The 24,847-nt window shown below is 65.9% G+C and carries 24 protein-coding genes; 14 read left to right on the forward strand and 10 right to left on the reverse strand.

What is annotated here, in order from left to right:
• Window positions 1–2: 2 nt before the first annotated feature.
• Window positions 3–353: an MliC family protein gene (locus tag EPO41_RS09705; RefSeq protein WP_296323894.1), complete on the reverse strand. Its 351-nt coding sequence runs from the start codon at window positions 351–353 to the stop codon at window positions 3–5.
• 49 nt (window positions 354–402) lie between these two features.
• On the opposite strand from EPO41_RS09705, the gene EPO41_RS09710 reads away from it, so the two are divergent.
• Genes EPO41_RS09710 through EPO41_RS09725 form a run of 4 tightly spaced genes read left to right on the forward strand, consistent with a single transcriptional unit; the run spans window position 403 to window position 3,513 of the window.
• Window positions 403–1,197, forward strand: a complete 795-nt coding sequence (locus EPO41_RS09710) for an alpha/beta hydrolase (protein WP_296323898.1) — start codon at window positions 403–405, stop codon at window positions 1,195–1,197.
• 5 nt (window positions 1,198–1,202) lie between these two features.
• Complete coding sequence (locus EPO41_RS09715; RefSeq protein WP_296323902.1) at window positions 1,203–2,378, forward strand: M20 aminoacylase family protein; 1,176 nt, start codon at window positions 1,203–1,205, stop codon at window positions 2,376–2,378.
• A complete protein-coding gene (locus tag EPO41_RS09720; protein WP_296323905.1) occupies window positions 2,375–2,908 on the forward strand; it encodes a hypothetical protein in 534 nt (177 codons plus the stop codon). Before EPO41_RS09715 ends, EPO41_RS09720 begins: the two co-directional genes overlap by 4 nt.
• Window positions 2,905–3,513, forward strand: coding sequence for a DsbA family protein (locus tag EPO41_RS09725; RefSeq protein WP_296323907.1), 609 nt, complete (start codon window positions 2,905–2,907; stop codon window positions 3,511–3,513). The genes EPO41_RS09720 and EPO41_RS09725 overlap by 4 nt, the downstream gene beginning before the upstream one ends.
• On the opposite strand, the gene EPO41_RS09730 is transcribed toward EPO41_RS09725, so the two are convergent.
• Together EPO41_RS09730 and EPO41_RS09735 are read right to left on the reverse strand one after the other, a co-directional pair.
• Entirely contained in the window at window positions 3,510–3,893 is a 384-nt protein-coding gene (locus EPO41_RS09730) for an HPF/RaiA family ribosome-associated protein (RefSeq protein ID WP_296323910.1), read from the reverse strand. The two genes, EPO41_RS09725 and EPO41_RS09730, sit on opposite strands and share 4 nt — an antisense overlap.
• Before the next feature lie 323 nt (window positions 3,894–4,216).
• Window positions 4,217–4,465, reverse strand: coding sequence for a DUF6356 family protein (locus tag EPO41_RS09735; RefSeq protein ID WP_296323913.1), 249 nt, complete (start codon window positions 4,463–4,465; stop codon window positions 4,217–4,219).
• 108 nt (window positions 4,466–4,573) lie between these two features.
• Here EPO41_RS09735 and EPO41_RS09740 point away from each other — a divergent pair, with 108 nt between their 5' ends.
• The 3 genes from EPO41_RS09740 (at window position 4,574) to EPO41_RS09750 (ending at window position 7,165) form a co-directional block, all read left to right on the forward strand.
• A complete protein-coding gene (locus tag EPO41_RS09740) occupies window positions 4,574–5,035 on the forward strand; it encodes an Lrp/AsnC family transcriptional regulator (protein ID WP_296324413.1) in 462 nt (153 codons plus the stop codon).
• Window positions 5,036–5,109: 74 nt separating this feature from the next.
• Complete coding sequence (locus EPO41_RS09745) at window positions 5,110–6,105, forward strand: hydroxyacid dehydrogenase (protein WP_296323917.1); 996 nt, start codon at window positions 5,110–5,112, stop codon at window positions 6,103–6,105.
• A gap of 79 nt (window positions 6,106–6,184) precedes the next feature.
• On the forward strand, window positions 6,185–7,165 hold the full coding sequence (locus tag EPO41_RS09750) for an aldo/keto reductase (protein ID WP_296323919.1): 981 nt from the start codon (window positions 6,185–6,187) through the stop codon (window positions 7,163–7,165).
• Here EPO41_RS09750 and EPO41_RS09755 read toward each other — a convergent pair.
• Complete coding sequence (locus EPO41_RS09755; RefSeq protein WP_296323922.1) at window positions 7,138–8,304, reverse strand: MFS transporter; 1,167 nt, start codon at window positions 8,302–8,304, stop codon at window positions 7,138–7,140. The genes EPO41_RS09750 and EPO41_RS09755 overlap by 28 nt on opposite strands.
• Window positions 8,305–8,456: 152 nt before the next feature.
• Between EPO41_RS09755 and EPO41_RS09760 the strand changes: the two genes are divergently transcribed.
• Genes EPO41_RS09760 through EPO41_RS09775 form a run of 4 tightly spaced genes read left to right on the forward strand, consistent with a single transcriptional unit; the run spans window position 8,457 to window position 11,770 of the window.
• Window positions 8,457–9,215 carry a TerC family protein gene (locus EPO41_RS09760; RefSeq protein ID WP_296324415.1) on the forward strand — a complete coding sequence of 253 codons (759 nt, stop codon included), beginning with the start codon at window positions 8,457–8,459 and terminating at the stop codon, window positions 9,213–9,215.
• Between the two features lie 41 nt (window positions 9,216–9,256).
• Window positions 9,257–10,009, forward strand: a complete 753-nt coding sequence (locus tag EPO41_RS09765) for an SDR family oxidoreductase (protein ID WP_296323925.1) — start codon at window positions 9,257–9,259, stop codon at window positions 10,007–10,009.
• A gap of 1 nt (window position 10,010) precedes the next feature.
• A complete protein-coding gene (locus tag EPO41_RS09770; RefSeq protein ID WP_296323926.1) occupies window positions 10,011–10,853 on the forward strand; it encodes a phytanoyl-CoA dioxygenase family protein in 843 nt (280 codons plus the stop codon).
• A 2-nt stretch (window positions 10,854–10,855) separates the two neighbouring features.
• Window positions 10,856–11,770, forward strand: a complete 915-nt coding sequence (locus tag EPO41_RS09775) for a polysaccharide deacetylase family protein (RefSeq protein ID WP_296323929.1) — start codon at window positions 10,856–10,858, stop codon at window positions 11,768–11,770.
• Window positions 11,771–11,774: 4 nt separating this feature from the next.
• Here the strand turns inward: EPO41_RS09775 and EPO41_RS09780 are convergent, their stop codons facing one another.
• Window positions 11,775–12,872, reverse strand: coding sequence for a pentapeptide repeat-containing protein (locus EPO41_RS09780; protein WP_296323932.1), 1,098 nt, complete (start codon window positions 12,870–12,872; stop codon window positions 11,775–11,777).
• On the opposite strand from EPO41_RS09780, the gene EPO41_RS09785 reads away from it, so the two are divergent.
• Window positions 12,786–13,874, forward strand: a complete 1,089-nt coding sequence (locus tag EPO41_RS09785) for an adenylate/guanylate cyclase domain-containing protein (RefSeq protein WP_296323935.1) — start codon at window positions 12,786–12,788, stop codon at window positions 13,872–13,874. The two genes, EPO41_RS09780 and EPO41_RS09785, sit on opposite strands and share 87 nt — an antisense overlap.
• A 90-nt stretch (window positions 13,875–13,964) precedes the next feature.
• Here the strand turns inward: EPO41_RS09785 and EPO41_RS09790 are convergent, their stop codons facing one another.
• From EPO41_RS09790 to EPO41_RS09800, 3 genes are read right to left on the reverse strand one after another with little or no spacing between them, the layout of a single operon-like run.
• Window positions 13,965–15,128, reverse strand: coding sequence for a serine hydrolase domain-containing protein (locus EPO41_RS09790; RefSeq protein WP_296323939.1), 1,164 nt, complete (start codon window positions 15,126–15,128; stop codon window positions 13,965–13,967).
• The gene (locus EPO41_RS09795) at window positions 15,125–17,209 is read right to left on the reverse strand and encodes a S9 family peptidase (RefSeq protein ID WP_296323942.1); all 2,085 of its coding nucleotides are present in this window, start codon (window positions 17,207–17,209) and stop codon (window positions 15,125–15,127) included. The genes EPO41_RS09790 and EPO41_RS09795 overlap by 4 nt, the downstream gene beginning before the upstream one ends.
• 8 nt (window positions 17,210–17,217) lie before the next feature.
• Window positions 17,218–18,066, reverse strand: a complete 849-nt coding sequence (locus EPO41_RS09800; RefSeq protein WP_296323944.1) for an aldolase/citrate lyase family protein — start codon at window positions 18,064–18,066, stop codon at window positions 17,218–17,220.
• Window positions 18,067–18,178: 112 nt separating this feature from the next.
• On the opposite strand from EPO41_RS09800, the gene EPO41_RS09805 reads away from it, so the two are divergent.
• Complete coding sequence (locus EPO41_RS09805) at window positions 18,179–19,093, forward strand: D-2-hydroxyacid dehydrogenase (protein ID WP_296323948.1); 915 nt, start codon at window positions 18,179–18,181, stop codon at window positions 19,091–19,093.
• A 36-nt stretch (window positions 19,094–19,129) separates the two neighbouring features.
• Here the strand turns inward: EPO41_RS09805 and EPO41_RS09810 are convergent, their stop codons facing one another.
• On the reverse strand, window positions 19,130–21,430 hold the full coding sequence (locus EPO41_RS09810) for a DUF6600 domain-containing protein (RefSeq protein ID WP_296323950.1): 2,301 nt from the start codon (window positions 21,428–21,430) through the stop codon (window positions 19,130–19,132).
• Between the two features lie 86 nt (window positions 21,431–21,516).
• On the opposite strand from EPO41_RS09810, the gene EPO41_RS09815 reads away from it, so the two are divergent.
• Window positions 21,517–22,098 carry a hypothetical protein gene (locus tag EPO41_RS09815; protein WP_296323956.1) on the forward strand — a complete coding sequence of 194 codons (582 nt, stop codon included), beginning with the start codon at window positions 21,517–21,519 and terminating at the stop codon, window positions 22,096–22,098.
• A gap of 4 nt (window positions 22,099–22,102) precedes the next feature.
• Here the strand turns inward: EPO41_RS09815 and EPO41_RS09820 are convergent, their stop codons facing one another.
• Window positions 22,103–24,703 (reverse strand): aminotransferase class I/II-fold pyridoxal phosphate-dependent enzyme, encoded by a 2,601-nt coding sequence (locus EPO41_RS09820; protein WP_296323959.1) that lies wholly within the window; start codon window positions 24,701–24,703, stop codon window positions 22,103–22,105.
• Window positions 24,704–24,847 lie beyond the last annotated feature (144 nt).

A 24,847-nucleotide genomic window follows, 5' to 3' on the forward strand; every position in this document is an offset into this window, starting at 1 on the left:
CCTTAAGTCGTGCGGCGCTGCGGTTGGCAGTTGGAGGCGAGCGGCGCCCCGCCGCTCAGCGCCTTGAGCGTGCCTGCATTGCCCGGGCCGGACCATTCGGTCGAGGAATCGGCGTAGCGGAAGCCCTGGCCGCCGCCCTGATATTCCATGCGCCATGTCCGGTCGCCCAGTGTCACCGAGGCGCGGTTCTTGGCGTAGACCACCGACACTTCCTTCCGACCTTCACAGAGATAGGCAATGCCTGTCGGCGTCGCCTCGTCGGGCGCGGGGCGTGGAATGTTGCTCGTCACCACTTGTTCCTGGGGCCCGCATCCACTCAACAGAGCCAAAGCAACAATCGACAGGCGCTTCATGGTGCGCTTTCCTCCTGGGGCGAACATAGCAAATCGCTTAGGAGACGGAATGGCCCTGTTCAAGCTGCGTGACGGCGCCGAACTCTACTACGAGGTCCATGGCAGCGGCCCCGCGCTGTTTCTGGTCGCCGGCCTCGGCGGCGATGGCCGATGGTGGGGCGACAACGTGTCCGAGCTCGCAAAGAATTTCACCGTCGTCGTGCACGATCATCGCGGCACCGCGCGCAGCAGCCTTTCGAGGATCGACTACAGCGTCGAACAGATGGCCGACGATGCACTGCAGCTCATCGAGGGGCTGGGCTACGACAAGGTCCATTGGTGCGGCCACTCGACCGGCGGCGCGATGGGGCAGGTCCTGGCGATCGAGCATCCCGCACGCATCGACCGGCTTGTGCTGAGCGCCACCTGGGCCAAGACCGACGCCTTCTTCCGGCGGCTGTTCGAGGTGCGTTCGCTGATGCTGCGCGAGCTGGGACCGGCGGCCTATCTGAAGTCGAGTGCGCTGGCGTTGAATTCGCCGGCCTGGGTACGCGACCACGATGCCGACCTCGTGGCCGCCGAAGCGAAGGCCCTCGATGCCATTCCCGTTCCCGAGATCGTCCTGTCGCGCATCGCCGCCATCGTGGCGCACGACCGGCGCGCGCAGCTGCAGAAGGTGGCGGCGCGTACCCTGGCCGTCTGTGCCCGCGACGATACGGTGACGCCGCTCTATTTCACCGAAGAGCTGGTGCGCCTGATCCCGGGGGCACGCGCCTATGTGCTGCCGGACGGTGGCCATGCATATCCGAACGTGCACGGCGCGGAGTTTCGTCGTGTAATGACCGCCTTCCTTTTGGAGTCCTGACCGCCATGAAGATCGAACCGCTGATCGCCGCCGCCGCCGCCGAGCTGACCGCCCTCCGGCGCGACATCCACGCGCATCCGGAACTGGGCTTCGAGGAGGAGCGCACCAGCACCATCGTCGCCCAGAAGCTGAAGGAGTGGGGCTGCGAGGTCACGACGGGTATCGGCAAGACTGGTGTCGTCGGCACCATCCGCGTCGGCAACAATCCGCGTGCCATCGGCCTGCGGGCTGACATGGATGCGCTGCCGATGGACGAGCTCAACACTTTCGATCACCGCAGCACGCACAAGGGCCGCATGCATGCCTGCGGCCACGACGGCCATACCGCGATGCTGCTGGGCGCCGCCAAGTATCTCGCCGCGACCCGCAACTTCGACGGTACGGTGCATCTCATCTTCCAGCCGGCCGAAGAGGGGCGCGGCGGCGCCGAGGCAATGGTCAAGGACGGGCTGTTCCAGAAGTTCCCCTGCGAGATCATCTTCGGCATGCACAACAGGCCGAAGCTCGACGTCGGCAAGTTCGCCATCCGCTCGGGCCCGCAGATGGCAGGCGGCGGCCTGTTCGACATCCACATCACCGGCAAGGGCGCGCATGGCGCGCGGCCCGAGACCGGCATCGATCCGGTCATCATTGCGACGCAGATCATCTCGGCGCTGCAGAGCGTGGTTTCGCGCAACGTGGCACCGCTCGATTCGGCGGTGATCTCGGTCACGCAGATGCATTCGGGCGACGCCTACAACGTGATCCCGCAGGAGGCCGTGCTGCGCGGCACGATCCGCGCCTTCCGGAAGGAGACGATGGCGCTCATCAAGGAGCGCATCGAGACGATCTCCAGCGGCATCGCCGCGAGCCTGGGCGGCAGCGCTAAGGCCGACGTGCGCATCGCCTTCCCGCCGCTGGTGAACGACAAGGACGCGGTGAAGTTCATCGCCGACGTGGCGGCCGAGATCGTGGGCCCGGAGAACATGAACCGCGAGGGCCCGTTCGTGATGGCCTCCGAGGATTTCTCGTACATGCTGGAGCAGGTCCCGGGCGCCTTCATCAACATCGGCAACGGCGGTGGCGAGGGTGGCTGCGAGGTTCACAATCCCAGCTACGACTTCAACGACGAGGCGCTCACCCTGGGCTCGACCCTGTGGGCGCGCGTGGTCGAGAAGCGGCTGGCGAAGGACGCACGGTGAGCACCGCCGGCGACGGCGCCGGCCGGCACTGGCTGGTGCGGGAGCTGCCCTATGTGGCGATGCTGGCCCTGGCGGTCGGGGGCATCATCCTGACCGGCTTTCGGGGGCCCACCACCTACGCCTACTGGATGGTCCTGGCGCCGATCTACGGCCTTGCCTGCGTGATGTCGGGATGGCGGGAGGTCGACAAGACGGCCGATCACCTGCGGCTCATCGTGACGCAGGCGCTGCACTGGCTCGCCTTCCTGGCGGCAATGTGGCTGATGTTCCTGCCCGAGGTGCGCGGCGTGGTGAACGACAATGCGACCAGCCTCGCGCTCCTGATCCTGCTGGCGCTCGGCACCTTCGTGGCGGGCGTCCACGCGCGGGTGTGGCGCATCTGCCTGGTCGGCCTGTTCCTCGCTTTGTCGGTGCCGGCCGTGGCGTGGATCCAGGATTCGGCCATGCTGCTGCTGGTCGGCACGTTGATGGTCGTCGCGGTCGGCGGCGTGTTCTGGTGGCTGTGGAGGCGCGAGAGGAGCGCGCCGTGACTGATCGCGCGAAAGTCATCCTCTGGAGCGACTATGTGAGTCCTTACGCCTTCGTGGCGAAGGCGTGGGCCTACGAACTCGAGGCCGACTACGAGATCGACCTCGACTGGCGGCCGTACACGCTCGACATCGCCTCGTTCCAGGGCTCGGTGGAGCAGCGCGATCCGCATCATTGGCGGCGTGTGCGCTATGCCTACATGGATGCCCGCCGTTTCGCCAACAAGCAGGGCCTGACCCTGATGGGACCGAAGAAGATCTACTATGCGCGGGCGATCAACGCTGGAATGCTCTACGCCCAGCAGCACGGCGTCTTCCGAGCCTACAACGATCTCGCGTTCGACCGTTTCTGGCGCCGCGATCTCGACCCCGAAAACGTCGCGGCCGTGAGTGCTGTCCTCGAACAGGCCGGCGCGCCTCCGGGCTTTGCTGGCTTCCTCGAAGGCGAGGGCGGGGCCCGGCACGATGCCCTCCGCAGCGAAGCCGAAGCGTCGGGCATTTTCGGTGTCCCGAGCTTCGTCCTCGACGGCGAGATTTTCTGGGGCGGCGATCGAGTCTTCCTTCTGCGGGAGAGACTCGACGAAAAAGGCGTGCCGCGCCGGCGCTAACCTTCCGCGCGATCCAGCGTGCGCTCGACGCGCTCGTGCAGGTTCTTCACCTCGCCCCGCTGCTTGCGCGCTCGTTCCTTGATCTGGCGCTTGGCGCGCCGGAACGCATCGTTCACCGCGAAGGTCGGATCGGCAAACCGCTCGTCGTCGTGCGACATATGATCGATGTTCACGTCGATATTGCCCGGCAGCGCGATGTGGATGTTGACGCTGTAGAGATTGCTTGTGCGGTGATGGCGGTCAGGCACCTGCACGATCACCTGGCAGGAAGTCAGCCGGCCATGCAGCTTCTCGAGCGTCTCGACATGGTCGTTGATCAGGGAGTTCAGCGCTTCGCTGGCTGTCCCACCCTGGTAGCTGATCCGCAAAGCAGTTTCCATTACAGCCTCCGCTTCTGTTCGCTTCCCCGCAGAAAACGTAGCACGTCGGGAAGGGGTTGCGCTTCTGTGGAGGGCGTCCCGGCCACCCTCATTTCATGACATAGGTCGCCGGTGCCGCGTGCCATAGGGGCGCGGCGAAAAAATCCGATGGCGGGTCAGGCCCCGGTGGCGATCGATAATTATGGAACGTTGCGCGATCGTCGGCGGCCGGGAATTAGCCCAGGGGCACGCCGTGCGCGAAACTGTTCCCCGCCCGTTCGCCATGACCAGAGAGGCGAGGGCTATGAAAGGCCCAAGGCAGGCCGGCAGGCTAAGGCGTTCGGCTAGTCGCCCGCCGCGACGACCGTAGCGTCGTCCTTTGCAGGACGCACCACGCGATGGCTCACCATGCGGTGATGAAGTGCGCGGATCGTATCGCTTCCGCGGGTCAGGCATACCCATGGAAGGATACCGTGCACGAAACAGGCGAGCGAGCCAACCAGCATCCTGGCGCCGAAGCCGAAGGCCATGCCCATGTGCTGGAGGTAGGTCTCGTTGACCGAGGCGGGGTGGTCGGTGAAGCGGCGGAACATGAGTAAATTGTACCGGCCATCGCGGGAAACGGCTTGCTACCTTCCCTGTGGCGCGCCCAAACTTGAGAACGCAATTCCTCGGGGAAGCCCATGGCCGGAAAATTCACACTGGATTCCTTCGACAAGAAGATTCTGGATTGCCTACAGGACAATGCCGACATGCCGCTGGCCGAGGTTGCAAAGCGCGTCGGCCTGTCGACGACGCCATGCTGGCGGCGCATCAACCGGCTGCAGGAGGAGGGCATCGTGCGCTCGCGCGTGGCGCTGCTCGACCGCAAGGCCGTCAACGCCCACGTCACCGTCTTCGTGGCGGTGCGCACGGCGCAGCACAATGCCCAGTGGCTGACCCGCTTCGCCAAGGCCGTGGCCTCCTTTCCCGAGGTCATGGACTGCTATCGCATGAGTGGTGAAATCGATTACCTGATCCGTCTCGCCCTGCCTGACATCGAGGCCTACGACGCCTTCTACAAGCGCCTGATCGCAAAGATCGAACTGTCCGACGTCACCTCGATGTTCGCGATGGAGGAGATCAAGTCCACCACGCGGTTGCCGTTGAACTACCTGCCCTAGCGGCTGGCTCTGGCCTCCCGCGCCGGTGAGCCTTAGGATCGCGCCCGTTTGCACAGCATGATCCAGGGGAAACGATGAATACGGGCCCGAATACAGGCAAGAATCGCAAGAAGGTGCTGATCGTCGGCCGCATGCCGGAGGCGGGAATCGACGTCCTCAAGGCGCGCGACGATGTCGACTACGAAATCCTGACCGACGACACGGTGCCGTCGCTCCATCCCAAGCTCAAGGACGCGAACGCCGTGACCCTGGGCGCCACGCCGTTCCGCCAAGCCGAGCTCGATGCGGCGCCTGGCATGATGGTGGTGGCGCGTCTGGGCGTCGGCTTCGATGCCGTCGAGATCCCGGCACTGAATAAGCGCAAGATCCCGCTGATGACCACCGGCATCGCCAACTCGGTCTCGGTGGCCGAGCATGCGATGTACATGCTGCTCGCCGCCGCGCGCCTCACCAAGAAGTCCGACCGCTGGGTGCGTACCGGCGCCTGGGGCGAGCGACTGAGCGACCTGCCGTCCGATGTCGCGGGCAAGAAGGTGCTGGTCGTCGGCATGGGCCGCATCGGCTCGCGCACGGTCAAGCGCTGCGTCGCGTTCGAGATGGAGACTTATGTGCTCGATCCCAACGTGTCGAAGGCCGACATCGAGAAGGCCGGCGCCACCAAGGTCACCGATCTCAAGGCGATCCTGCCGGAGGTCGACTATGTGTCGATCCACTGCCCGAAGGGGCCGGAGACGATCGACATGTTCAATACCGAGACGCTGGGGCTGATGAAGCCGACGGCGTTCCTGGTGAACACCGCGCGCGGCGGCATCGTCAATGAGGACGCGCTCTATGCCGCGCTGAAGGGCGGCAAGCTGCGGGGTGCCGGCCTCGACGTGCTCGACCGCGAGCCGCCGGATCCGAAGAACAAGCTGTTCGAGCTGGAGAACGTGTTCTTCAGCCCGCACATGGCAGGCGTCACCAAGGAAGCCAGCGACCGCATGGCCGTCACCGCCGTCGAGAACATCCTGAGCGTGTTCGACGGAAGGATCAACGCGGCGAACGTCGTGAACAAGGAAGTGCTCGGCTAGCCGCGGGCACGAAATCGGAGTGTGTGAAGGCGGCATCGGTCGACAGCGACCGGTGCCGCAGCTCTTTAAGGGGGTATCGATGAAGTACGGACCGCTCGGCCACTCGGGCCTGATCGTCAGCAGGATCTGTCTCGGCGGGAATTCATGGGGCGCCAAGGGTCGGCGGGGCTGGGGCAAGTTCGACGAGTCCGAAGCGCCGGCCTATTTCAAACGCGCGCTCGACGTCGGCATCACCTTCTTCGACACCGCCGATACCTACAATTTCGGCCGCTCCGAGGAGATCATGGGCGCGACGCTCATGAAGATGGCGAATCGCGAGGATTTCGTGCTGTCGACGAAGGTCGGCATCCGCATGAGCGAGAACCAGAACGACGTCGGCACCGGCCGCAAGCACCTGATGGCCTCGGTCGACGCCCAGCTGAAGCGCCTGCAGACCGACTATATCGACCTCTACCAGGTTCATCGTCTCGACCCACACACGCCGATCGAGGAGACCATGTATTCGCTCGACCAGATCGTGCGCTCGGGCAAGGTCCGCTACATCGGCGGTTCGACCATGCCGGCCTACAAGTTCGCACAGATGGTCATGGTTGCCGACTGGAAGGGTTACGCAAGGCCGATTGCCATGCAGAACCTCTACAACCTGATCCAGCGCGAGGAGGAGCATGAGATGAACCGGCTCTGCCACGAGCAGGGCGTCGGTCTGATCCCCTATTCGCCGCTGGCGCGCGGCTTCCTGGCGGGCAACCGCAGCAAGGACGGTGGCGGTTCGACCGAGCGCGCGAAGAACGACACGGTCGTGAAGGACGGCACCTACCGTGACTGCGACTGGGAAATCGTCGAGCGGCTGAAGAAGATCGCGAGCGGGAAGGGCTGCACGCCGGCCCAGGCAGCGCTCGCCTGGCTGCTGCACAAGCCTTACATGGGCTCGCCGATCATCGGCGCGACCGATCTTGACCAGCTGACTTCGGCCGCGAAGTCGACCGAGATCTCGCTCACGCCAGAGGAGTGCAAGGAGCTCGAGGCGCCCTATCAGTTCCGGGTTTCGCCGGTCAACTGAGCGCGCCGGCCGATCGCGGCGGAGAACCAGAAGGCCAGCAGCGGCAGCACGAGAGCGGCCGCCCAGAAGACGGGCGGCGCTCCCCAGCGGTCGACGATCGGCGCCGCGATGGGCACGCCGATCGCCTGGCCCACGAACAGGCAGAGCGCGAACAGCGCCATGCCGGCGCCGCGGGCTTCCGGCGCCATCTGGGTGCCGTTGGTCTGCAGCGTGTTGTGCAGCATGTAGAACGACACGCCCGACAGGACGATGGCGGCGAACTCGACCTCGGCGGTCGGCGCCAGCGCCATGGCCGCGAAGGCGATGCCCAGCCCCGTGCCGCCCCAGGTGCAGAGGCCGCGCTCTCCCAGGATGCGCACGAGATGGTGCGCCACCATCACGTAGAGGAAGCCGCCGGCGCCGAAGGCCGCGACCGCCAGTCCGATGGCGGCGAAGCCCAGGTCGAAGCGCTGGTGCAGGTCGGCGCCGACGAAGGTGAAGGCGCCCCAGAAGACGCCGCCCTCCAGCGCCACGACCAGGATGACCGTCATGGCCCAGGGTCTTTTGAGGACACCGACCATCTGGCCGATCATCGAGCCCGCAGCCCGTTCGCCCGGACGGGCGATGTCGGGCCGGGCGCGCATGACGGCGAACAGCGCGCCGCCAGCTAGGATGTATATCGCGGCCAGAACCCAGAAGACCGAGCGCCAGCCCAGCCAGTCGCCGATCGCCCCGCCCAGCGCCGATCCGGTCATCAGGCCGAGCGTCTGGCCGGTGAGGAAACGGGCCAAGGTCGCCTGCCGCTTCTCGTAGCTCACATTGTCGCCGACCCAGGCGATGGCGAGCGGGATGATCGCCGAACCGGTCACGCCCGTCAGGAAGCGCGCCAGGGTGAGCATCCCGAGCGACGTGGAGATCGCGCCCAGCATGCAGCAGAGGGCGGCGCCGATGCAGGCGATGGCGACGACGGGCATCTTGCCGTAGCGGTCGCCGAACGGGCCGTGCACCAGCACGAAGACACCGTTGGCGAAGAGGAAGGCCGTTGCGGCGATCGAGGCCGCGCCGACTGTGACGCCGAAGGAGGCGGAAAGCTGCACCAGCAGCGGATCGATCACCCTCATGTTGGCGGCCGACGCAAAGGCGGCGACCGACAGGAGCACGATGGCGATCGTCGGGGCGGCAGGAAGGGGACTGGCTGGGGAGGGCCGCGGCGGAACGGCGGGGGAAGACATCGGTTGCGGGCTTAGCGGCTCGGCCCTGCAAAAGAAAGGTCTCTTGGCGCGACCCAGCAATGACCTATGGTGGTGGGATGATGGAAGAGCTTCTCGTCCTCGCCCGCGACCCGCAAGCCTGGGCCGCGCTCGCGACCCTCGTGATCATGGAAGTCGTGCTGGGCATCGACAACCTGATCTTCATCTCCATCCTGACCAACAAGCTGCCGGAGGAGAAACGGTCCAGCGCCCGCCGCATCGGCATCGGTCTCGCGGTGATCCTGCGGCTCGGGCTGCTGAGCGGCGTCGCCTTCATCGTGCAGCTCACAACGCCGCTCTTTTCACTGTTCGACCACGGATTTTCCTGGCGGGATCTCATCCTGATCGGCGGCGGCCTGTTCCTGATCTACAAGGCGACCAGCGAGATCCGCGACCATGTCGTGGGAGAGCACGAAGACGAGGAGGAGGCGGCCGGCAAAGCCGTGCGTGTCACCGTGGCGGGCGTGATCGGCCAGATTCTGATCCTCGACCTGGTCTTTTCGCTCGACAGCATCATCACCGCCGTGGGCATGACCGACGATATCCCGATCATGGTGATCGCCGTCGTCGTGGCGGTTGGCCTGATGCTTGCTGCGGCTGACGGTCTGGCCAGGTTCATTGGCAACAATCCGACCATCGTCATGCTGGCGCTCGGCTTCCTGCTGATGATCGGCATGACTCTGATCGCCGACGGCATGGGCGTGCATGTGCCCAAGGGCTATATCTACACGGCGATGGCTTTCTCGGGTCTGATCGAGGGGCTGAACATGATGGCGCGTCGCGCCCAGCGCAAACGTCCACTGCGCAAGCGACCACGCTGACGCACTGACAAGGGGCGCGTCAGCGGGCTAAGCTTTCCGCCATGAAGCTCAAGGATCAGGTGGCTATTGTCACTGGTGCGGCGTCTGGAATCGGGGCCGCGACCGCACGATTGTTCGCAGCCGAGGGCGCCAAGGTCGCGCTGGTCGATCTCGACGAGACCGGCCTCGCGAAGATCGCCGCCGAAATCGGCGGCGAGACCCTCATCATCCCCGCCGACGTCAGCAACAACGACCAGGCCAGCGCCGGCGTGGCGAAGGTCCTGGAGACATGGGGGCGCATCGACGTGCTGGTGACGGCCGCTGGCGCCTCTTTCGGCGGCACGGTCGACAAGATCGACGAGGCGACCTGGGATCGTACCTTCGCGATCAACGTGAAGGGCACCTTTCTCTGGGTTCATCATGCCATCAAGCCGATGCTTGCCGCCGGATCGGGCGCCATCGTCACGCTGGGCTCGCAGCTCGCCCAGTCGAGCCTCGGCACCAACGTGGCCTATATCGCCTCCAAGGGCGCGATCGTCTCCTTCACCAAGACCGTGGCCGTCGATCATGCCGCCCAGGGCATCCGCATCAACGCGCTGATGCCCGGCGTCATCGACACGCCGATGCCGGCGCGTTCGCTGAAGCGTCAGCCCGACCCCGAGGCGGCGCGCGCCTTCTGGAAGGTGCGCCATCCGATGGGCCGCATCGGCCAGCCGGAGGAAGTGGCCAAAGCGGCCCTCTTCCTTGCTTCTTCGGATTCCTCCTTCACCACGGGGTCGCTGCTGTTCGTCGACGGCGGCTGGACGGCGCACTGACATGCCAAAGAAACTCACACCCGCGCAGATCGAAGGCTACGCCCGCGACGGCTATGTCTGCCCGGTCGACGCCTTCTCGCCCGAACGCACGCGGGCCTGGCGCGACAGGCTCGAGGCCTTCGAGCGCGCGCAGGGCCAGAAGCTGACGCGCGGCCACAATTTCAAGCCGCATCTTCTCTTTCCGTGGGTCGACGAGATCGTCCATTCACCCGAGGTGCTCGACGCGGTCGAGGATCTGATCGGACCCGACATCCGCCTGTTCCATCTCAGCGTCTGGCCCAAGGACGCGGGTTCCGGCGCCTATGTGAGCTGGCACCAGGATGCGACCTACTTCGCGCTGGAGCCCGCCTGCCACGTCACCGCCTGGGTCGCTCTCAGCGATGCGCCGGTCGAGGCGGGCTGCATGGAGGTCGTACCGGGGTCGCACAAGCTCGGCCAGCTGCCTCATGCCGAGATGCAGGATCCCGAGAACCTGCTGTCGCGCGGCCAGGAGCTGGCGGGCAACTTCGACCGCAGCCAGACGGCGTTCATGCCGGTGAAGGCGGGCCAGTTCTCGCTGCACCACACCCATCTTGTTCACAATTCGCGGCCCAACCGCTCGAACGACCGGCGCATCGGCCTCGGGATCAGCTATATCCCGACTTGGGCGCGATGCACTTCGCCGACTCGTGTGAGCGCCATGCTGGTGCGCGGCGAGGAGAAGTATGGACACTTCGACGACGAGCGCCGGCCGGTCCAGGAGGCGGGGCCCGAGGAGCGCGCCTTCCATGCCGAGGCGGTCGACAGGTTCCGGCGAATGAATACCGAGCAGACCGACAACAAGGTTGCGGTCGTCAAGAGGTAGGAATGCACACGATCAAGTTGCCGTATCACGACCGCTACGCCTATTCGCCGATCACCGAGCGCAAGGACTATTCGTGGCCGGAAGGCAAGCGGCTCGCGGTCTATCTCGGTCTCAACATCGAGCATTTCGCCTTCGGGGCGGGCGAGGGGCATCTTCTCACCGTCGCCAATCCACCGCCCGACCCTCGCACCTTCGCCTGGCGCGACTACGGCAACCGGGTCGGCGTCTGGCGCTGCCTCGAACTGTTCGACGAGCTCAACCTGCCGGCCGCGCACCTGATCAACACGACGGTGTTCGACTATGCGCCGCAGATCGTCGATGCGCTGAAGGCGCGCGGCGACGAGTTCATCGGCCATGGCCGCACCAATGCCGAACGCCATGGCGGCATGTGGGAGGCCGACGAGAAGCGCTTCCTGCAGGAGATCGCCGATTCGATCGAGAAGGCTTCGGGCAAGCGGCCGCGCGGCTGGATGGCGCCCTGGATGGCCTCGACCCGCGTCACGCCCGATCTTCTCAAGGAGACCGGCTACGACTTCCTGATGGACTGGCCCAACGACGATCAGCCGATCTGGATGAAGACGCGTTCGGGCCCGCTGATGAGTGTGCCCTATCCGATCGAAGTCAACGACAGCCCGCAGGTTCTGGTGCGCCACCATAGTGGCGACGAGTTCCGCGACATGATCATCGCCCAGTTCGAGGAGCTGCTGCGGCAGTCGGCGAAGCAGCCGCTGGTCTGCGGCATCGCGCTCCACACCATGATCGTGGGTCAGCCCTATCGCCTGCGGGCGCTGCGCGAGGCGCTGTCGCACATCGCCAATCATCCGCAGAAGGACAAGGTCTGGTTCACGCGGCCGAGCGACATCTACGACCATTGCGCCGCGCTGCCGGCGGGAACGATGACGCCACCGTCGCCATAGACTCTCAGTCGGGGTTCACCGAGACGCCCAGTCGTTCCAGAAGCTCCGTCTGCTGGCTTTCGCCGATCATCAGACCGGCGTAGCCGGACAGCACGGCCAGATTCAGTCCGGAGATCGTCGAGCCTCGAAGATCCGCGCGGGTCAGATTGGCCCGCTCCCATTCGGCTTTTTCGAGCGAACAGTCGCGCAGGACCGCGTCGGTGAGATTGACGTCGAAGAGCGCCGTGTCGAGAAACCTGCAGGTCCGGAATTCACAGCTCTCGAGCGACACGCCAGAGAAATCCGTGAAGGCGAAGTTGCAGGCTTCGAAACGCGCCCGCGTGACGATCACCCGCTTCGAAATTGCCTTTGTAAACGTCGAGCCGTGGAAGCGCACGCCCCGGAAGCTGCATTCCCGTGCGCCGAAATCATACATGTCGCAACGTTCGAAGCTGTTGACGGCGAAGTTGCATTTTTCCGCTTCGACGCCCCGCAGGTCGCAGAAGGCGAAGGTGCATCCTTTCTTCCGATCGGCGTCGAAAAAGCTACTGTCGTGGACGCGGGCCCCTGCGAGCTTGCAGCTCGCGAAGCGCCCTGGCGAAATGCGGCAACCCTTGAACAACGCTCCCGAGAAATCGGCGCCGCGGACGGAAGACAGGTCGAAGACGCAGTTGATGAAGCGACACTCCGCGAGGTCGAGTTCGTCGAGCGTCACGGCAGGCGTAAAGGCCACGGCGTCGAAGAGGCGATTTGTCTCCAGCGCTGTGTTGAGTTCGTCCTGGCGAACGGGCTTATGCGTGGGGTCGGTGTTCGCCATGGGGGTGACCTTGGAATAGGTTCTATCTTCGCTACGATTGTAGCTATCCTTGGCCCGCCGCGTATCGGATGTCCGGAGCTCATGTCGATGAATTCTGCGCCCCTCAACGGATGGCTGGCCCAGGGCGGTCTGCGCAACATGCCGCTGGAGGATATCGTCGAGGGGTTCGGACGCCGCCTGAACGAGGCGGGGCTCAAGGTCGAGCGGATATTCGTCGGCATGAACACGCTCCATCCGATGGTGCGGGCGCGCAGCCTGATCTGGGATGCGGCCGGGGGGATCGGCCAGCATTTCGAGTTCGGCCATGCCGAGATCGAATCGGCCGGAATCCAGCAGAGTCCTTTCGCGGCCATGCTGCGCGACGGTATCGCCGAGCTGCGGCATCGTTTCGATGGTGCCAACGACCGGCTCGACATCCCGGTGTTCGACGAGCTGCAGACAGCCGGCATGACGGAGTGGATCGGCTGGGTGCAGCCGTTCGGCGAGCTGTCGCCGCAGGTCGGCAGTTCCACCGAGGCCGATCATGCCGAGCGGCTCTGGCTCGTCTTTTCCGCCTCGACCGACCGGCCCGGCGGCTTTCGCGACGGGGACCTTGTTTTCCTGCGCGAGGTGCTGCCGGTCTTCGCCGTTGCGGTGAAGGCCACCAGCCTGCGCGGCATCGGGCACGGATTGCTCGCGGCCTATCTCGGCAACGACCCGGCGAGTCGCGTCCTTTCCGGCACGGTACTGCGCGGCGAGGTGCAGAGCGTCGAGGCGGTGGTGTTCTTCACCGATCTGAGGGGCTTCACGGCGCTTGCCGATACGATGCCCGGACGCGAGCTGATCGTGCTGCTCGACGACTATTTCAACTGCATGGTTCAGCCCATCGTTGCGCGCGACGGCGAGGTTTTGAAGTTCATGGGTGACGGCATGCTGGCGGCCTTCGGCGTGATCTCCGGCAACCGCGCCGAGGTCTGCGCGGAGGCACTGGCAGCCGCGGAAGAAGTGCTGGCCCGCGTCGAGGCACTGAACGCGGAGCGGCGAAATGCGGGACAGCGGGCCACGTCGCTCGACATTTCCCTGCACATCGGCCGTGTCCTCTACGGCAATGTCGGCTCCGATACGCGGCTCGATTTCACGGTGATCGGCCCGGCAGTGAACGAGGCCTCGCGCATCGAGGCACTGTGCCAGCCGCTCGACCAGGCTCTGCTGATATCGCAGGCTTTCGCCGAAGCCGCGACCGCGAGCCGCGACCGTCTGGTCTCTCTCGGCCGCCACCGCCTGCGCGGCGTGCGCGAGGAGACGGAGCTGTTTGGTCTTGCAGTTTAGAAAGGAATGTTTCAACGGAGCGCGCCACTCCAGTGGCGCTCATAGTTATGATGCGCCACTGGAGTGGCGCGCTCCAATGAAACTCTTCGATTAACGTCCGTACACCGCGCTCTCGAAGGCGTAGAAGAGCGGCAGCGACTTCACGTCGGCGAAGGGCAGGATCTGGGTCATGTAGACGCCGCCCAGGCGCCTCCTGCGGTCGATCCAGTAGTAGGTGTTCGGCAGGCCGGCCCAGCACAGGCTGCCGGCCGAGCGGCCGGTCGGCGCTTCCTCATTGTTGATCAGGAAGCTGAGGCCCCACTGCTTGGTGACGCCGGGGAAGAATTCGGCGTCGTTGGACAAAGCGGGCATCACGGTCTTCAGCAAGGTCACGGTCGAGTCGCCCATTGCGTTGGCCGCCATCGCGTCGACGGTCTCGGGCTTCATCACGGCCTCGCCGCGCGCCGACTTGCCGCCATCCAGCACCATCCGCACGAATTTCAGGTAGTCGTTGGCCGTCGAATAGAGACCGCCGCCGCCCGCCTCGAACTCGGGATCCTGCGGAATCTCGCGCTTGAGGTCCGCAACCAGGCTGCCGTCTGCCTGGCGATGATGGACCCTGGCCATGCGAGCGCGCATCGCGGGGGTGATCCGGAAGGCGGTGCTGTCCATGCCGAGCGGGGCGAACAGGTCGTCGTGCATCACCTGGCCGAGCTTCTTGCCCGTGACGGCCTCAACCATCTTGCCGGCCCAGTCGATGCCGATCCCGTACTGCCAGCGCGCGCCGGGGTCGAACAGCAGCGGCGTCGTCAGCGCCTTGTCGAGGCCGGAGCCTATGGTCGGCACGTCCATGGCCTCGCGATACTGCAGGATCTCCGGGTTCCAGATGTCGTAGCCGAAGCCCGCGGTGTGCGTGAGCAAATGGCGCAAGGTGATGTCGCGCACGGGCTTGCGCAGGCGCGGCTCGCCGGCGGCACCGAAGCCTTCCAGCACCTGCACCTCGCCGAGATAGGGAATCACCTCTCTCGCCGGTGCGTCCAGCGTCAGCACGCCGCGCTCGACCTGCTGCATCGCCACGGCGCCGGTGACGGCCTTGGTCATGGAAGCTAGCCAGACGACGGTGTCGGGCGTCATGTCGGCGTCCTGGCCCAGGATCGCCTTGCCGAAGCCGCCCTCGTAGATCGTGCCGTTCCCATCCGTTGCGACGGCCGCGACGCCGGGCACGTCGCCGCGCTGCACGGCCTCGTTCAGGATCGTGTCGATGCGCGTCTTCATGGCTTGGCTCCAGCAAGTCCGACTGTGTCCAGGGCGAAGGCATAGCCGATCGCGACCTCGTCGAGGCGGGAGAAGCGGCCGGACGCGCCGCCATGGCCCGCGCCCATGTTGGTGTGCAGGATCACCGGCCCGCCGCCCGTCATGGTCGCGCGCAGCCGCGCCACCCATTTGGCCGGTTCCCAATAGGTCACCCTCGGGTCGGTGAGCCCGGCCATCGCCAGGATCGCCGGATAGGCCTGCGCCACCACATTGTCGTAGGGCGAATAGGAGCGGATGGTGTTGAACGCCGCCTCGTCGGTGATCGGATTGCCCCATTCCGGCCATTCCGGCGGCGTGAGCGGCAGCTTGTCGTCGAGCATGGTGGCCAGGACGTCGACGAAGGGCACTTCGGCGAGGATGCCGGCGAACAGGTCGGGCGCCCGGTTGGCGACCGCGCCCATCAGCATGCCGCCGGCGCTGCCGCCATGGCCCACGATGCGTCCGGTCGACGTATACCTGGCCTCGATCAAGGCATGACCGGCCGCGACGAAATCGTCGAAGGTGTTGGTCTTCTTCTCGCGCTTCCCGTCGAGATACCAGGACCAGCCCTTGTCGGAACCGCCTCTGATATGCGCGATGGCGTAGACGAAGCCGCGATCGACCAGCGACAGGCGGTTGGCCGAGAAGGACGCGGGCATCGCCATGCCATAGGAGCCGTAGCCGTAGAGGAGCAGCGGCGCGCCGCTGTCGCGCACCAGGTCGCGACGATGCAGGATCGAGACAGGCACCTCGGCGCCGTCGCGTGCGATGGCCGTGATACGCGTCGTGACATAGGCGGCGGGATCGTGGCCGGACGGGATCTCCTGTCGCTTCCGCAAGGTCCGCTGCCGTGTCGCCATGTCGTAGTCGTAGACCTCCGAGGGGGTCGTCATCGACGAGTAGGCGAAGCGCATGACGGTCGTGTCGAATTCGTAACCGCCGATCATGTCGAGCGAATAGGCAGTCTCGTCGAAGGCGATCGTATGCTCGGCCTGGGTTGCGAGGTCGCGGATCACGATCGATGGCAGGGCATTGGCGCGTTCCAGTCGCACGAGATGGCCGGCGAAAAGATCGATGCCGAGGATGTAGGTGCCCGGCCGGTGCGGCACCAGTTCGCGCCAGTTGGCGCGCTCCGGCGCGGCGAGCGGCGCCGTGACGATCTTGAAATCGATGGCGCCGCCTTCGTTGGTGAGGATGAACAGCTCGTCGCCGCGATCGGCCACGCTGTAGCGCACGCCCGTCTCGCGCGGCGCGATCAGGCGCGGCATGGCGTCAGGTACCGAGAGATCGATCAGCCATTCCTCGGTCGTGTCATGGTCGCCGCCCGAGATGACGCAGAAGCGGCCGCTGGCGCTCTCGCCGATATGGGTGAACCAGCCGATGTCCTTTTCCTCGTGGACGAGGATATCGTCGGCCTGCGCCGTGCCGAGCCTGTGCCGGAAGACCTTGAGCGGTCGGTGGTTCTCGTCGACCTGCACGTAGAAGAAGAACGAGGAATCGCGGCCCCAAACGACGCTGCCGCCGGTCTCCGTCAGGATGTCGGGCAGGTCTTCGCCGGTATTCCAGCGGCGGATGCGCAACGCAAAATATTCCGAGCCGCGCAGGTCGGCGCTCCACGCTTCGAGCGCGTGATCGGGCGAATGCCGCGTGCCGCCGAACTTGAAGTAGTCCGATGCCTTCGCGAGCGCATCGCCGTCGAGGATCGTCTGCATCTCGCCGCCGCCGCGTGGCGTGCGACCGATCAGCTGATGCTGGCCACCCTCGCGGAATTTCCAGAGATAGGAAAACGGACCATCCGGCGTGGGCACGCCCGAATCGTCTTCCTTGATACGGCTGCGCATCTCTGCGACCAGCGTCTTCTGAAGTTCCTTCGTCGGTCCGAGCCTCTCCTCGGCATAGGCGTTCTCGGCTTCGAGATAGGCGCGGATGTCGGGATCGAGCAGCGACGGGTCGCGCAGCACCTCCTGCCATTTCTCGTCCTTCAGCCACGCGTAGTCGTCGGTGACCGTGACGCCGTGCAGGAGTCGCTGCGACGGCCGTCGCTGCGCGATCGGAGGCTTCATGCCGGCACTCAGTAGTTGCCAGCCTTGGCGGGCGCCTTGGCCGGCGCGGCGGTGCCGCCACCCAGCAGGCCACGCATCTCGGCGCCCTTGGTGTCCCACCAGTCGGCGAGGATGCGGACGTCCCAGCCGATGCAATAGTGCTTCACGCCCATGTCGAGGTACTTGGCGGCCTGGCTGGGATCGCGCAGCTCGACCCTCGGGTGCAGGCCCTTCCTGAGCGCCGTCTCGATCGTCTTCTTCTCGGCTGCCAGCACCTCGGGGTCGTTATACTGGCCGGTCTTGCCGATACTCATCGAGAAGTCGGAGGCGCCGAACTGCACCATGTCGATGCCCGGCACGTCGAGGATGCGGTCGAGATCGTCCACGCAGGACTTCTTCTCGACCATGATGGCGATCACCACCTCGTTCAATGCATCGACGTAGGCTGGCGAGCCGCCGGTCCGGACCGTGCCGACGTCGCGCCGCATGCCGACGCCGAGGCGCCCGCGGCCGCGCGCGCCCTGAGCCATCGTCGTCTCGGCGCGCACGGCGTCGACGGCGGCCTTGGCGTCCTCGACCGAGCGGATGTCGGCGAACAGCACGCTCTGGAAGCCAGAGCCGATCGCGCGCATGGCCTGATGCGTATACTGCGTCTGCTCGATCTTGATCATGCCCGACATGCCCATCAGCTCGAACGAGCGGCCGAGATTGTCGAGATCGTGCATGGTGAACGGCGCATATTCGGCCGTGAACTCCACGTAGTCGTACTGCCTGGAGTGACCGATCAACTCGACCAGAGTCGGCCAGGCGGACAGGATGTGCGTGCCGAGTGTCGGCTTGCCCTCGTTCAGGCGTTCACGAAGCGGATTGCGGCTCATCTTGTTCCCCCTGGGTGGTCGTTCGGGCTAGTGTGGCATCTTGTGCAGGGGGAGTTCCATGTTTCCGACACGAGATAAACTGACAATCTGCTTCGCGCATGCGGCATACCAGATGAAGGCCCGGTTCGATGCCCGGAATACCGGCATCAACAGCTTCCAGGTGCGCAGCTACGACGAGTTCGTGCAGAGGGTCGGCGAGGCCGACGTCGTCTCGGTCTCAGGCATGTGGAAGAACGACATCATCCCGCACGCCACGAAGCTCAAATTCATCCAGTCCATCAGCTCCGGCATGGACCAGTATTCGAAGGAGATGCTGGGCGCCAAGGGCATCCGCCTCGCGAGCGCCGCCGGCGTGAATGCCCGCGCCGTGGCCGAGCATGCGCTGGCCCTTATCCTGGCCGTCTACCGTCGCCTGCCGGAGGCCCGGGACAACCAGCACAAAAAGGTGTGGCGCGGCATGCTGGGCGACCTCACCCAGCGTGAGGACGAGCTCGGTGGCAAGACGTTGCTGATCGTCGGCATGGGCCGCATCGGCAGCCATCTCGCCAAGCTCGCCAAGGCCTTCGACATGAAGGTGATCGGCATCCGCCGCGATCCGAAGGCCGGCACGAACGGCGCCGACGAGATTCACGGCATGGACGATGTGGTCAAGCTGGTTCCACAGGCCGACATCGTGGCCCTGACCTGCGCGCTCACGCCGGAAACAACCGGCCTGATGAGCGCGGCGGCCTTCGCTGCGATGAAGCCCTCGTCGGTCTTCGTGAACGTCGCGCGCGGCAAGGTCGCGGACGAGGCGGCTCTGATCAAGACAATGGAAGGCAACAGGATCTGGGCCGCGGCCCTCGATGTCACGGCCGAGGAGCCGTTGCCGGCGGCATCGCCACTGTGGACGATGCCCAATGTCTTCATCACGCCCCATACGGCAGGCGAGACTCGCGCCTACGAAGACAACGTCATCGACATCCTGATCGAGAACCTCGACCGCCTGTGGCGGGGCGAGGCGACGCTCCGCAACCAGGTTCTGTAAGCAGCCTCTGAGCGCCGGCTGCTCGAGAAGGACGCGTTAGTCCTTGTCCTTGTTGCCGCCGCCGCCATTGTTGCCGCGCTGAGGCTGCGGCTGTTGGGGCTGCTGCTGTTGGGGCTGCTGCTGTTGCTGCGGCGGCTGGGCGATCTGCTGCTGCTGCGGTTGGGGCTGCGGGCGGGGCGGCTGAGCCTGCTGCGGCTGTTGCTGCTGCGGCGCCTGCTGCTGAGGCTGAGGACGCTGCGGCTGGACCTGCTCCTGGCGCTGTTGCTTCGGTTCGGCTCTCGGCTGGGGAGCCGGAGCCGGGCGGGGCGCCGGCTGCGGCGCGGCCTGACGGGGCTCTTCCTGCCGCTGCTGCGGAGTCGCGGCCGGCTTCTGCGGAGAGGGAGCCGCCTGCTTCGGTTCGTCCTGCTTGGGCTGGGGGGCAGCATTGGGCTTCTGCTGATCGGGGGAAGCCTGCTTCGGCTCTTCCCGCTTCGTGTCGTCGCGCTTCGCCGGTGACGGGTCGGGCGAGGCAAGAGCCGGCTTCGGCGGCGCGGGTGCGGCTTCCTTCTGCGGCTGGGCGGCCGGCTTGCCGGACTCCTGCTTGGCCGGCTCCTGCTTGCCAGGTTCCTGCTTGGCCGGGTTCGGCTCGGTCTTGTCTGTTTCCTTGAGCGCCGGCGGGGCAGCGCCCTGGCGCGGCCGCAAGGCTGGAGCGGTGGCGGGCTTGGCCGTGTTGGCATCGGGGCTTTCGGCCGTTGTGGCCTTGGTACCGGTGCCGGCCTTGGTGTCGGTCGAGGCGATCTTCGGGCCTGGCGCAGCCGCCTTCTTCCCTGTGTCCGTCGCCTTGGGCTTGGCCAGCGTCTCCATGTCGGCCACGGCTGTCTTGGCGACCGCAAAGTCACCCGTCTTCGCCTTGGCTTCAACCGCGGCCTTGGCTTCTGCAGCCGCCTTGGCATTGGCAGGCGCCTTCGCGTCACCCGGCTTAGCGGCGGCCTTGGTATCCGCCACCGCGGCAACCGAAGCGGCCGGGGCCGGAGGCGCGGAGACGGGCGCCACGGCAGCCTTGGCAAGCCTTTCGGCCGGCACGGTCAGCACCGCACGCTGCACCGGCTGCGATCGCACGAAGGCCTGCGAGGGCACGACCGTCGCGAAGCGCTGGTTCGCCAGCACCGAGTTCTGTCCCGCGATGAAAGCCTCGCGACGCTGCGCGCGCTCCCAACGCTCCTCGAGTTCGCGATCCTGGATTCGTGCTGCGCGGTTGATGCGCTGGTAGTAGTCACGGTTGGTCGAATAGGGTGGCACATAGACTTCACGCGGTCCCAGGGGGAACCAGCCGACCGGTCCGGTATTGCGGCCTTGGTTGCCGAGCTGCGCCGCCAGTTCGATGCCGCCTACGAAGGCGACCAGCGCCGGCGCATAGACCGGCCGCTGCTCGCGCTGCGGCGGCACCCAGACCCAGCGATTGTTGCTGTTGGCCCAGCGGCCGTAGTGATAGGGCGCGAAGCCCCAGGGCTGGTCGTCGATCCACGTCCAGCCCCACGGTTGCACATAGGACCAGTGGCCGGTGCGATAGGGCGCCCAGCCGGCCGGTGTCGACCGCGGCACCCAGACCTGGCCGTAGCTGCCGTCGTTGATCCAGTTACCGTAGCCGTTCAGGTCCTCGTAGCCGGTCATGCCGGCGGGCACATACTGCGGCTGCTGGTCGTAGACGACCTGCCGATCGCGCGCCGCCCACGTGGCGGCCGGCGCCGGCGGTGCGGCCCTCACCGTCTTGAGCTGCATCGAGCCGCCGTCGCCGTACACCTCGCCGACTTCGCCCGGCCGCACCGCCAGGGTCTGGCCGTTCAGGCCCTGGATCTGCGCCGCGCCGGCGCGGACGCCGAGGCGCGTTGGATCCTGATCCGAGCCGGCCTCAACATAGTAGTCGCCCTGCTGTTGCAGTGTGATGGTGCCGCGCGGGGTGACGATCTCGTAGGGCTGCGAGGTGTCCATCTGCGTGGTCTTCACATCGACGCGGCCCTGCGCCAGTTGCAGCCGCACCTTTTCGTCGTCGATCTGTGACATGTCGAGTTCGGTGGAACCTTCCATCCGGATGCGCGTGCCCGCGAGGGAAACCTCGCTGCGCGCATTGGGCTCGGTCCAGATGGCGTCGCCGGTCGTCAACGGCGTGTTGATCACGGCTTTCGTCCATCCGTCCTGCTGGTCATCGTGGAAGGAAACGGTTCCGTCTACGAAAGCAAGGCGGCCGACCCGATCCGGCGGGTCGTTTTGTGTCTGTGCCATGACGGTGAAAGTGACGAGAGACGCGCCGACGACGCCGGCCAGAAGATTCATCGTCCTGCGTCCAAAGGCTTCGCCCATGCGGGACCTCCTGCTAGGCTCCAGCTCCATGAACGACCGGGGGCAACCGCGGTTGCGCACTTCGTAAGAAACACAGGGGGAGAGAGATGAGTGTCGCCGACCCGCACCGCGTGATCCTGACCGGGGAAAACCCGTTCCTTCGCCTCAGCGAGAAGGACGGGGATCCCAATTCGACAGACGCCAGCTATTGGCGGATCCTGTTCTGCCCGGCCGGCCCGGGGCATGTGCTTTACCTGAAGAGTGAGCTGACGCACGGTCACTGGCGGATCTATTCCGACAACATCGCCATGGCGCGCTGGCTGCAGCAGACCGTGCAGGGCATGCTCAACCCCGAGCTGAAGGACCTGTCGATCCCGGTGATCGATGCCGACTTCAGCAAGGCCGGCGACCCGCGCTACTTCTGGACTGAATATGTTTCGGCGGCCGATGCCGAGATCGCGCTGACCTGGCACGACATCGGCGACCCGCTGCTGATCCACACCGAGCCTAACAAGGAGCCGAACCCGAGGCCATACGGTGTCTGCACCGTGCTGGTCCCTGCGCTTTCCGGCCGGCTGACGCTCAATGGCCAACAGGCGCGCGGAAGGCCTTGGCCGCGCGAACGCGAGGGACGCCCCTTCAGCACCTCGGCGCTGGCCTTCTCGGAGAGCTGGACGGAACCGCGATAGGGGTTCAGGCCGCGCTCAGCGCCATCGGGCGGAAAGTGCTCTTTTCGGTGCCGCAATCCGGGCATCGCCAGGTCGCCGGCAGTGCCGCGAAGGACGTGCCCGGAGCGAATCCTTGCTCCGGCAGGCCACTGGCTTCCTCATAGACGTAATAGCAGCCACGGCAGATGAAGCGCCGTTCCGGCATGGTAGAAACGGCTGCAAGTGCCAGTCCGACGTGGTGTTGAACGGTGTCGGTCGGCGCGATGACCTGGGCGCCGATGCTCACCGCACCGGTCTTTCGCGTCACCAGATAGACGCCCAGGTCCTTGTGCCCGAACGCCGTCCGCAGCGACGTCGGAATGTCGAGGTCGCGAAGGCCGTTCTGTGGATTGACGTTGGTCGCGCCGCATCTTCCGTTCCGACGGTCCACACGCATCACGGTATCGCCGATGACGATGTCCCGCCCGATCCACTCGAACTCCTCCCAGGGCTGGGCGCCGTCGATGTAGACGTTGGCCCGGAACCGCAGCGGATCGACCTCGACGCCCCAGCGCTCCTCGAGAGCACGTACCGTCGCGAGGTTGATCATCGAAACGATCTTGTCCGGCTTGTCCATGAAGTGGCCGCCCGTCTCGGCGCGGACCAGGCGTGGCGTGCCGTTCAGCGTGGGGACGAGCTGCTGGAAGAACGCTTCGACATCGTTGCGCCCTTTCTCGCTGGCGAGGTTGACGGCAAGGAGCTGCCGGTTGCCTTCGCGAATGGTGAAATCGAGTGTGTCGACATCCAGATGAGTGCGCACCCGAGCGAGCGCCTCATCGAGCATGAGCATGACGAAAAGGCCCTTCTTGGCCCATTTGGCGACGTGGCCGTCGATCGGGCTGCGCGGTCGCGCCAGCGCGAACATGCGGTCGTGGGGGAAGGTGTGGCCCGCCTTGAGGATCACGTCCGTCAATCGCTGCGGGCTCAGCCCCTTGATCGGGTATCGATAGATGTTGGTCACGACGGGCATGGGAAATCTGCTCTTGGCTGGATCGTCGGGGCCGAAACTTGCCTGAGGCAAAAGGGTCCGGCGTAGAGCCGGCTGTTGTGCAAAGCGAAGGGCCAGATGACCGGTCCCGGCGGGCGTCCGCGGCAGGCTGTCATTCGGCAGCTCGAGCGCGTCGTCGATCGCTTCCGAGAGGCGCGCGATGCCCTGCTCGATCTGGCGCGGCAGGAGGGCCGCATAGCCCATGAGGACGCAGCGGCGCGCGAGTTCCGAATCCGTGGCGTCATGCGCGCCGCCGCCCGCCAGCGAATAGACGCCGACACGGGCGCGGCGCGCAATCTCTTCGAGGACGGGCGCATCCGGTACGCCGGCCGGCAGCCGCCAGAACAGATGCAGGCCGCTCGAAGCGCCGCTGATCTCGGCCACGCCGAACTGCCGCCGCAATGCCAGCAGCAGGCTGTCGCGGTTCTCCTTGTAGCGCACGCGGATGCGCGCCAGGTGCGCCGCATAGCTGCCGCTCCGGATCATCTCGGCGAGAGTGGCCTGATCGAGCCACGAATTGCCGTTGTTCAACAGCGCCTTGGCGCTGCGCACCGCGACGGCGATCGGCTCGGGCACGATGACATAGCCGAGGCGAAGGCCTGCGCCCAACGACTTCGAGAAGGTGCCGAGATGGAGGGTGCAGTCGGGCGCCAGCGATGCGATCGACGGCAGCGGCGATCCCTCGTAGCAGAAGTCGCCGTCGTAATCGTCCTCGAGGATGTAGCAGCCGGTCCGGCGCGCCCAGGCGATCAGCGCATGGCGCCGTTCCAGCGACATGACATGGCCGGTCGGGTATTGGTGCGATGGTGTCACATAGATGAGCGTGGCCGGAAGGCTTGGCAGGGAATCGGTGACGATCCCCTGTGAATCCACAGGTACGCCGACGACCTGCGCGCCGTGGGCCTCGAAAGCATAGCGGGCGCCCTGGTAGCAGGGGTCTTCGATCATGCCGACCGTGCCGGCCCCGAGGAACAGGCGCGACGCGATGTTGATGCCCTCCTGGACGCCGCTCGTCACGACGACCCGATTGACGTCGGCGACGATGCTGCGCGTTGTCGCGACATGGCCAGCGATCGCCGTCCGCAGGACAGCGAGGCCCGCGGGATCGGAATACTGCGATATGCCTGCGGCGCCGCCCTGCGACAGGCTCTTCTGCAGGAGCCGTCGCCAGGTCTTCAGCGGGAACAATGCTGCGTTCGGCCGTCCGGGGAAGAAATCGAACGCGAGCCGATTGCGGTTCCTCGCCACCAGGTCCTGGGCACGGATTGGCATGCAGGGGAGAGGCATCGAGGAAGGGCTGCCCCCCTCTGCGATGATGGCGGGTGGGGCGGCCGGCCGTGCCGTGTGGTCCGGCAGATGGCTTGCCGCGAACATGCCCGAAGCCCGGCGCCCCTCGACATAGCTTTCGATCATCAGCGACTCGTAGGCGCGCACCACGGTATTGCGCGACACGTCGAGCTGGTCGGCAAGCCTGCGGGACGACGGCATGCGCGTGCCCGGCGCAATGCGACCCTGCAGGATGGCATCGCGCAGTTGCTCGACGATCTGCGCGGCCAGCGTGGCCGGGCGGGAGCGATCGAGGAGCAGCGGGATCTGCATCGTCGATCGCCCTGCAGGAGAGGTGCCAAGGTGCCGGGCGGCGATAGGTCCAGTTGATCGAAACTTGAGGCGTCCAGAGGACGAGCTGGCCCTGCCCGGCTGACAGGGACTGGCACCATACCGGCCCTGGCGGCGACGGCATGC

The organism is Reyranella sp., assembly GCF_004297265.1.
Taxonomy (GTDB): Bacteria; Pseudomonadota; Alphaproteobacteria; order Reyranellales; family Reyranellaceae; genus Reyranella.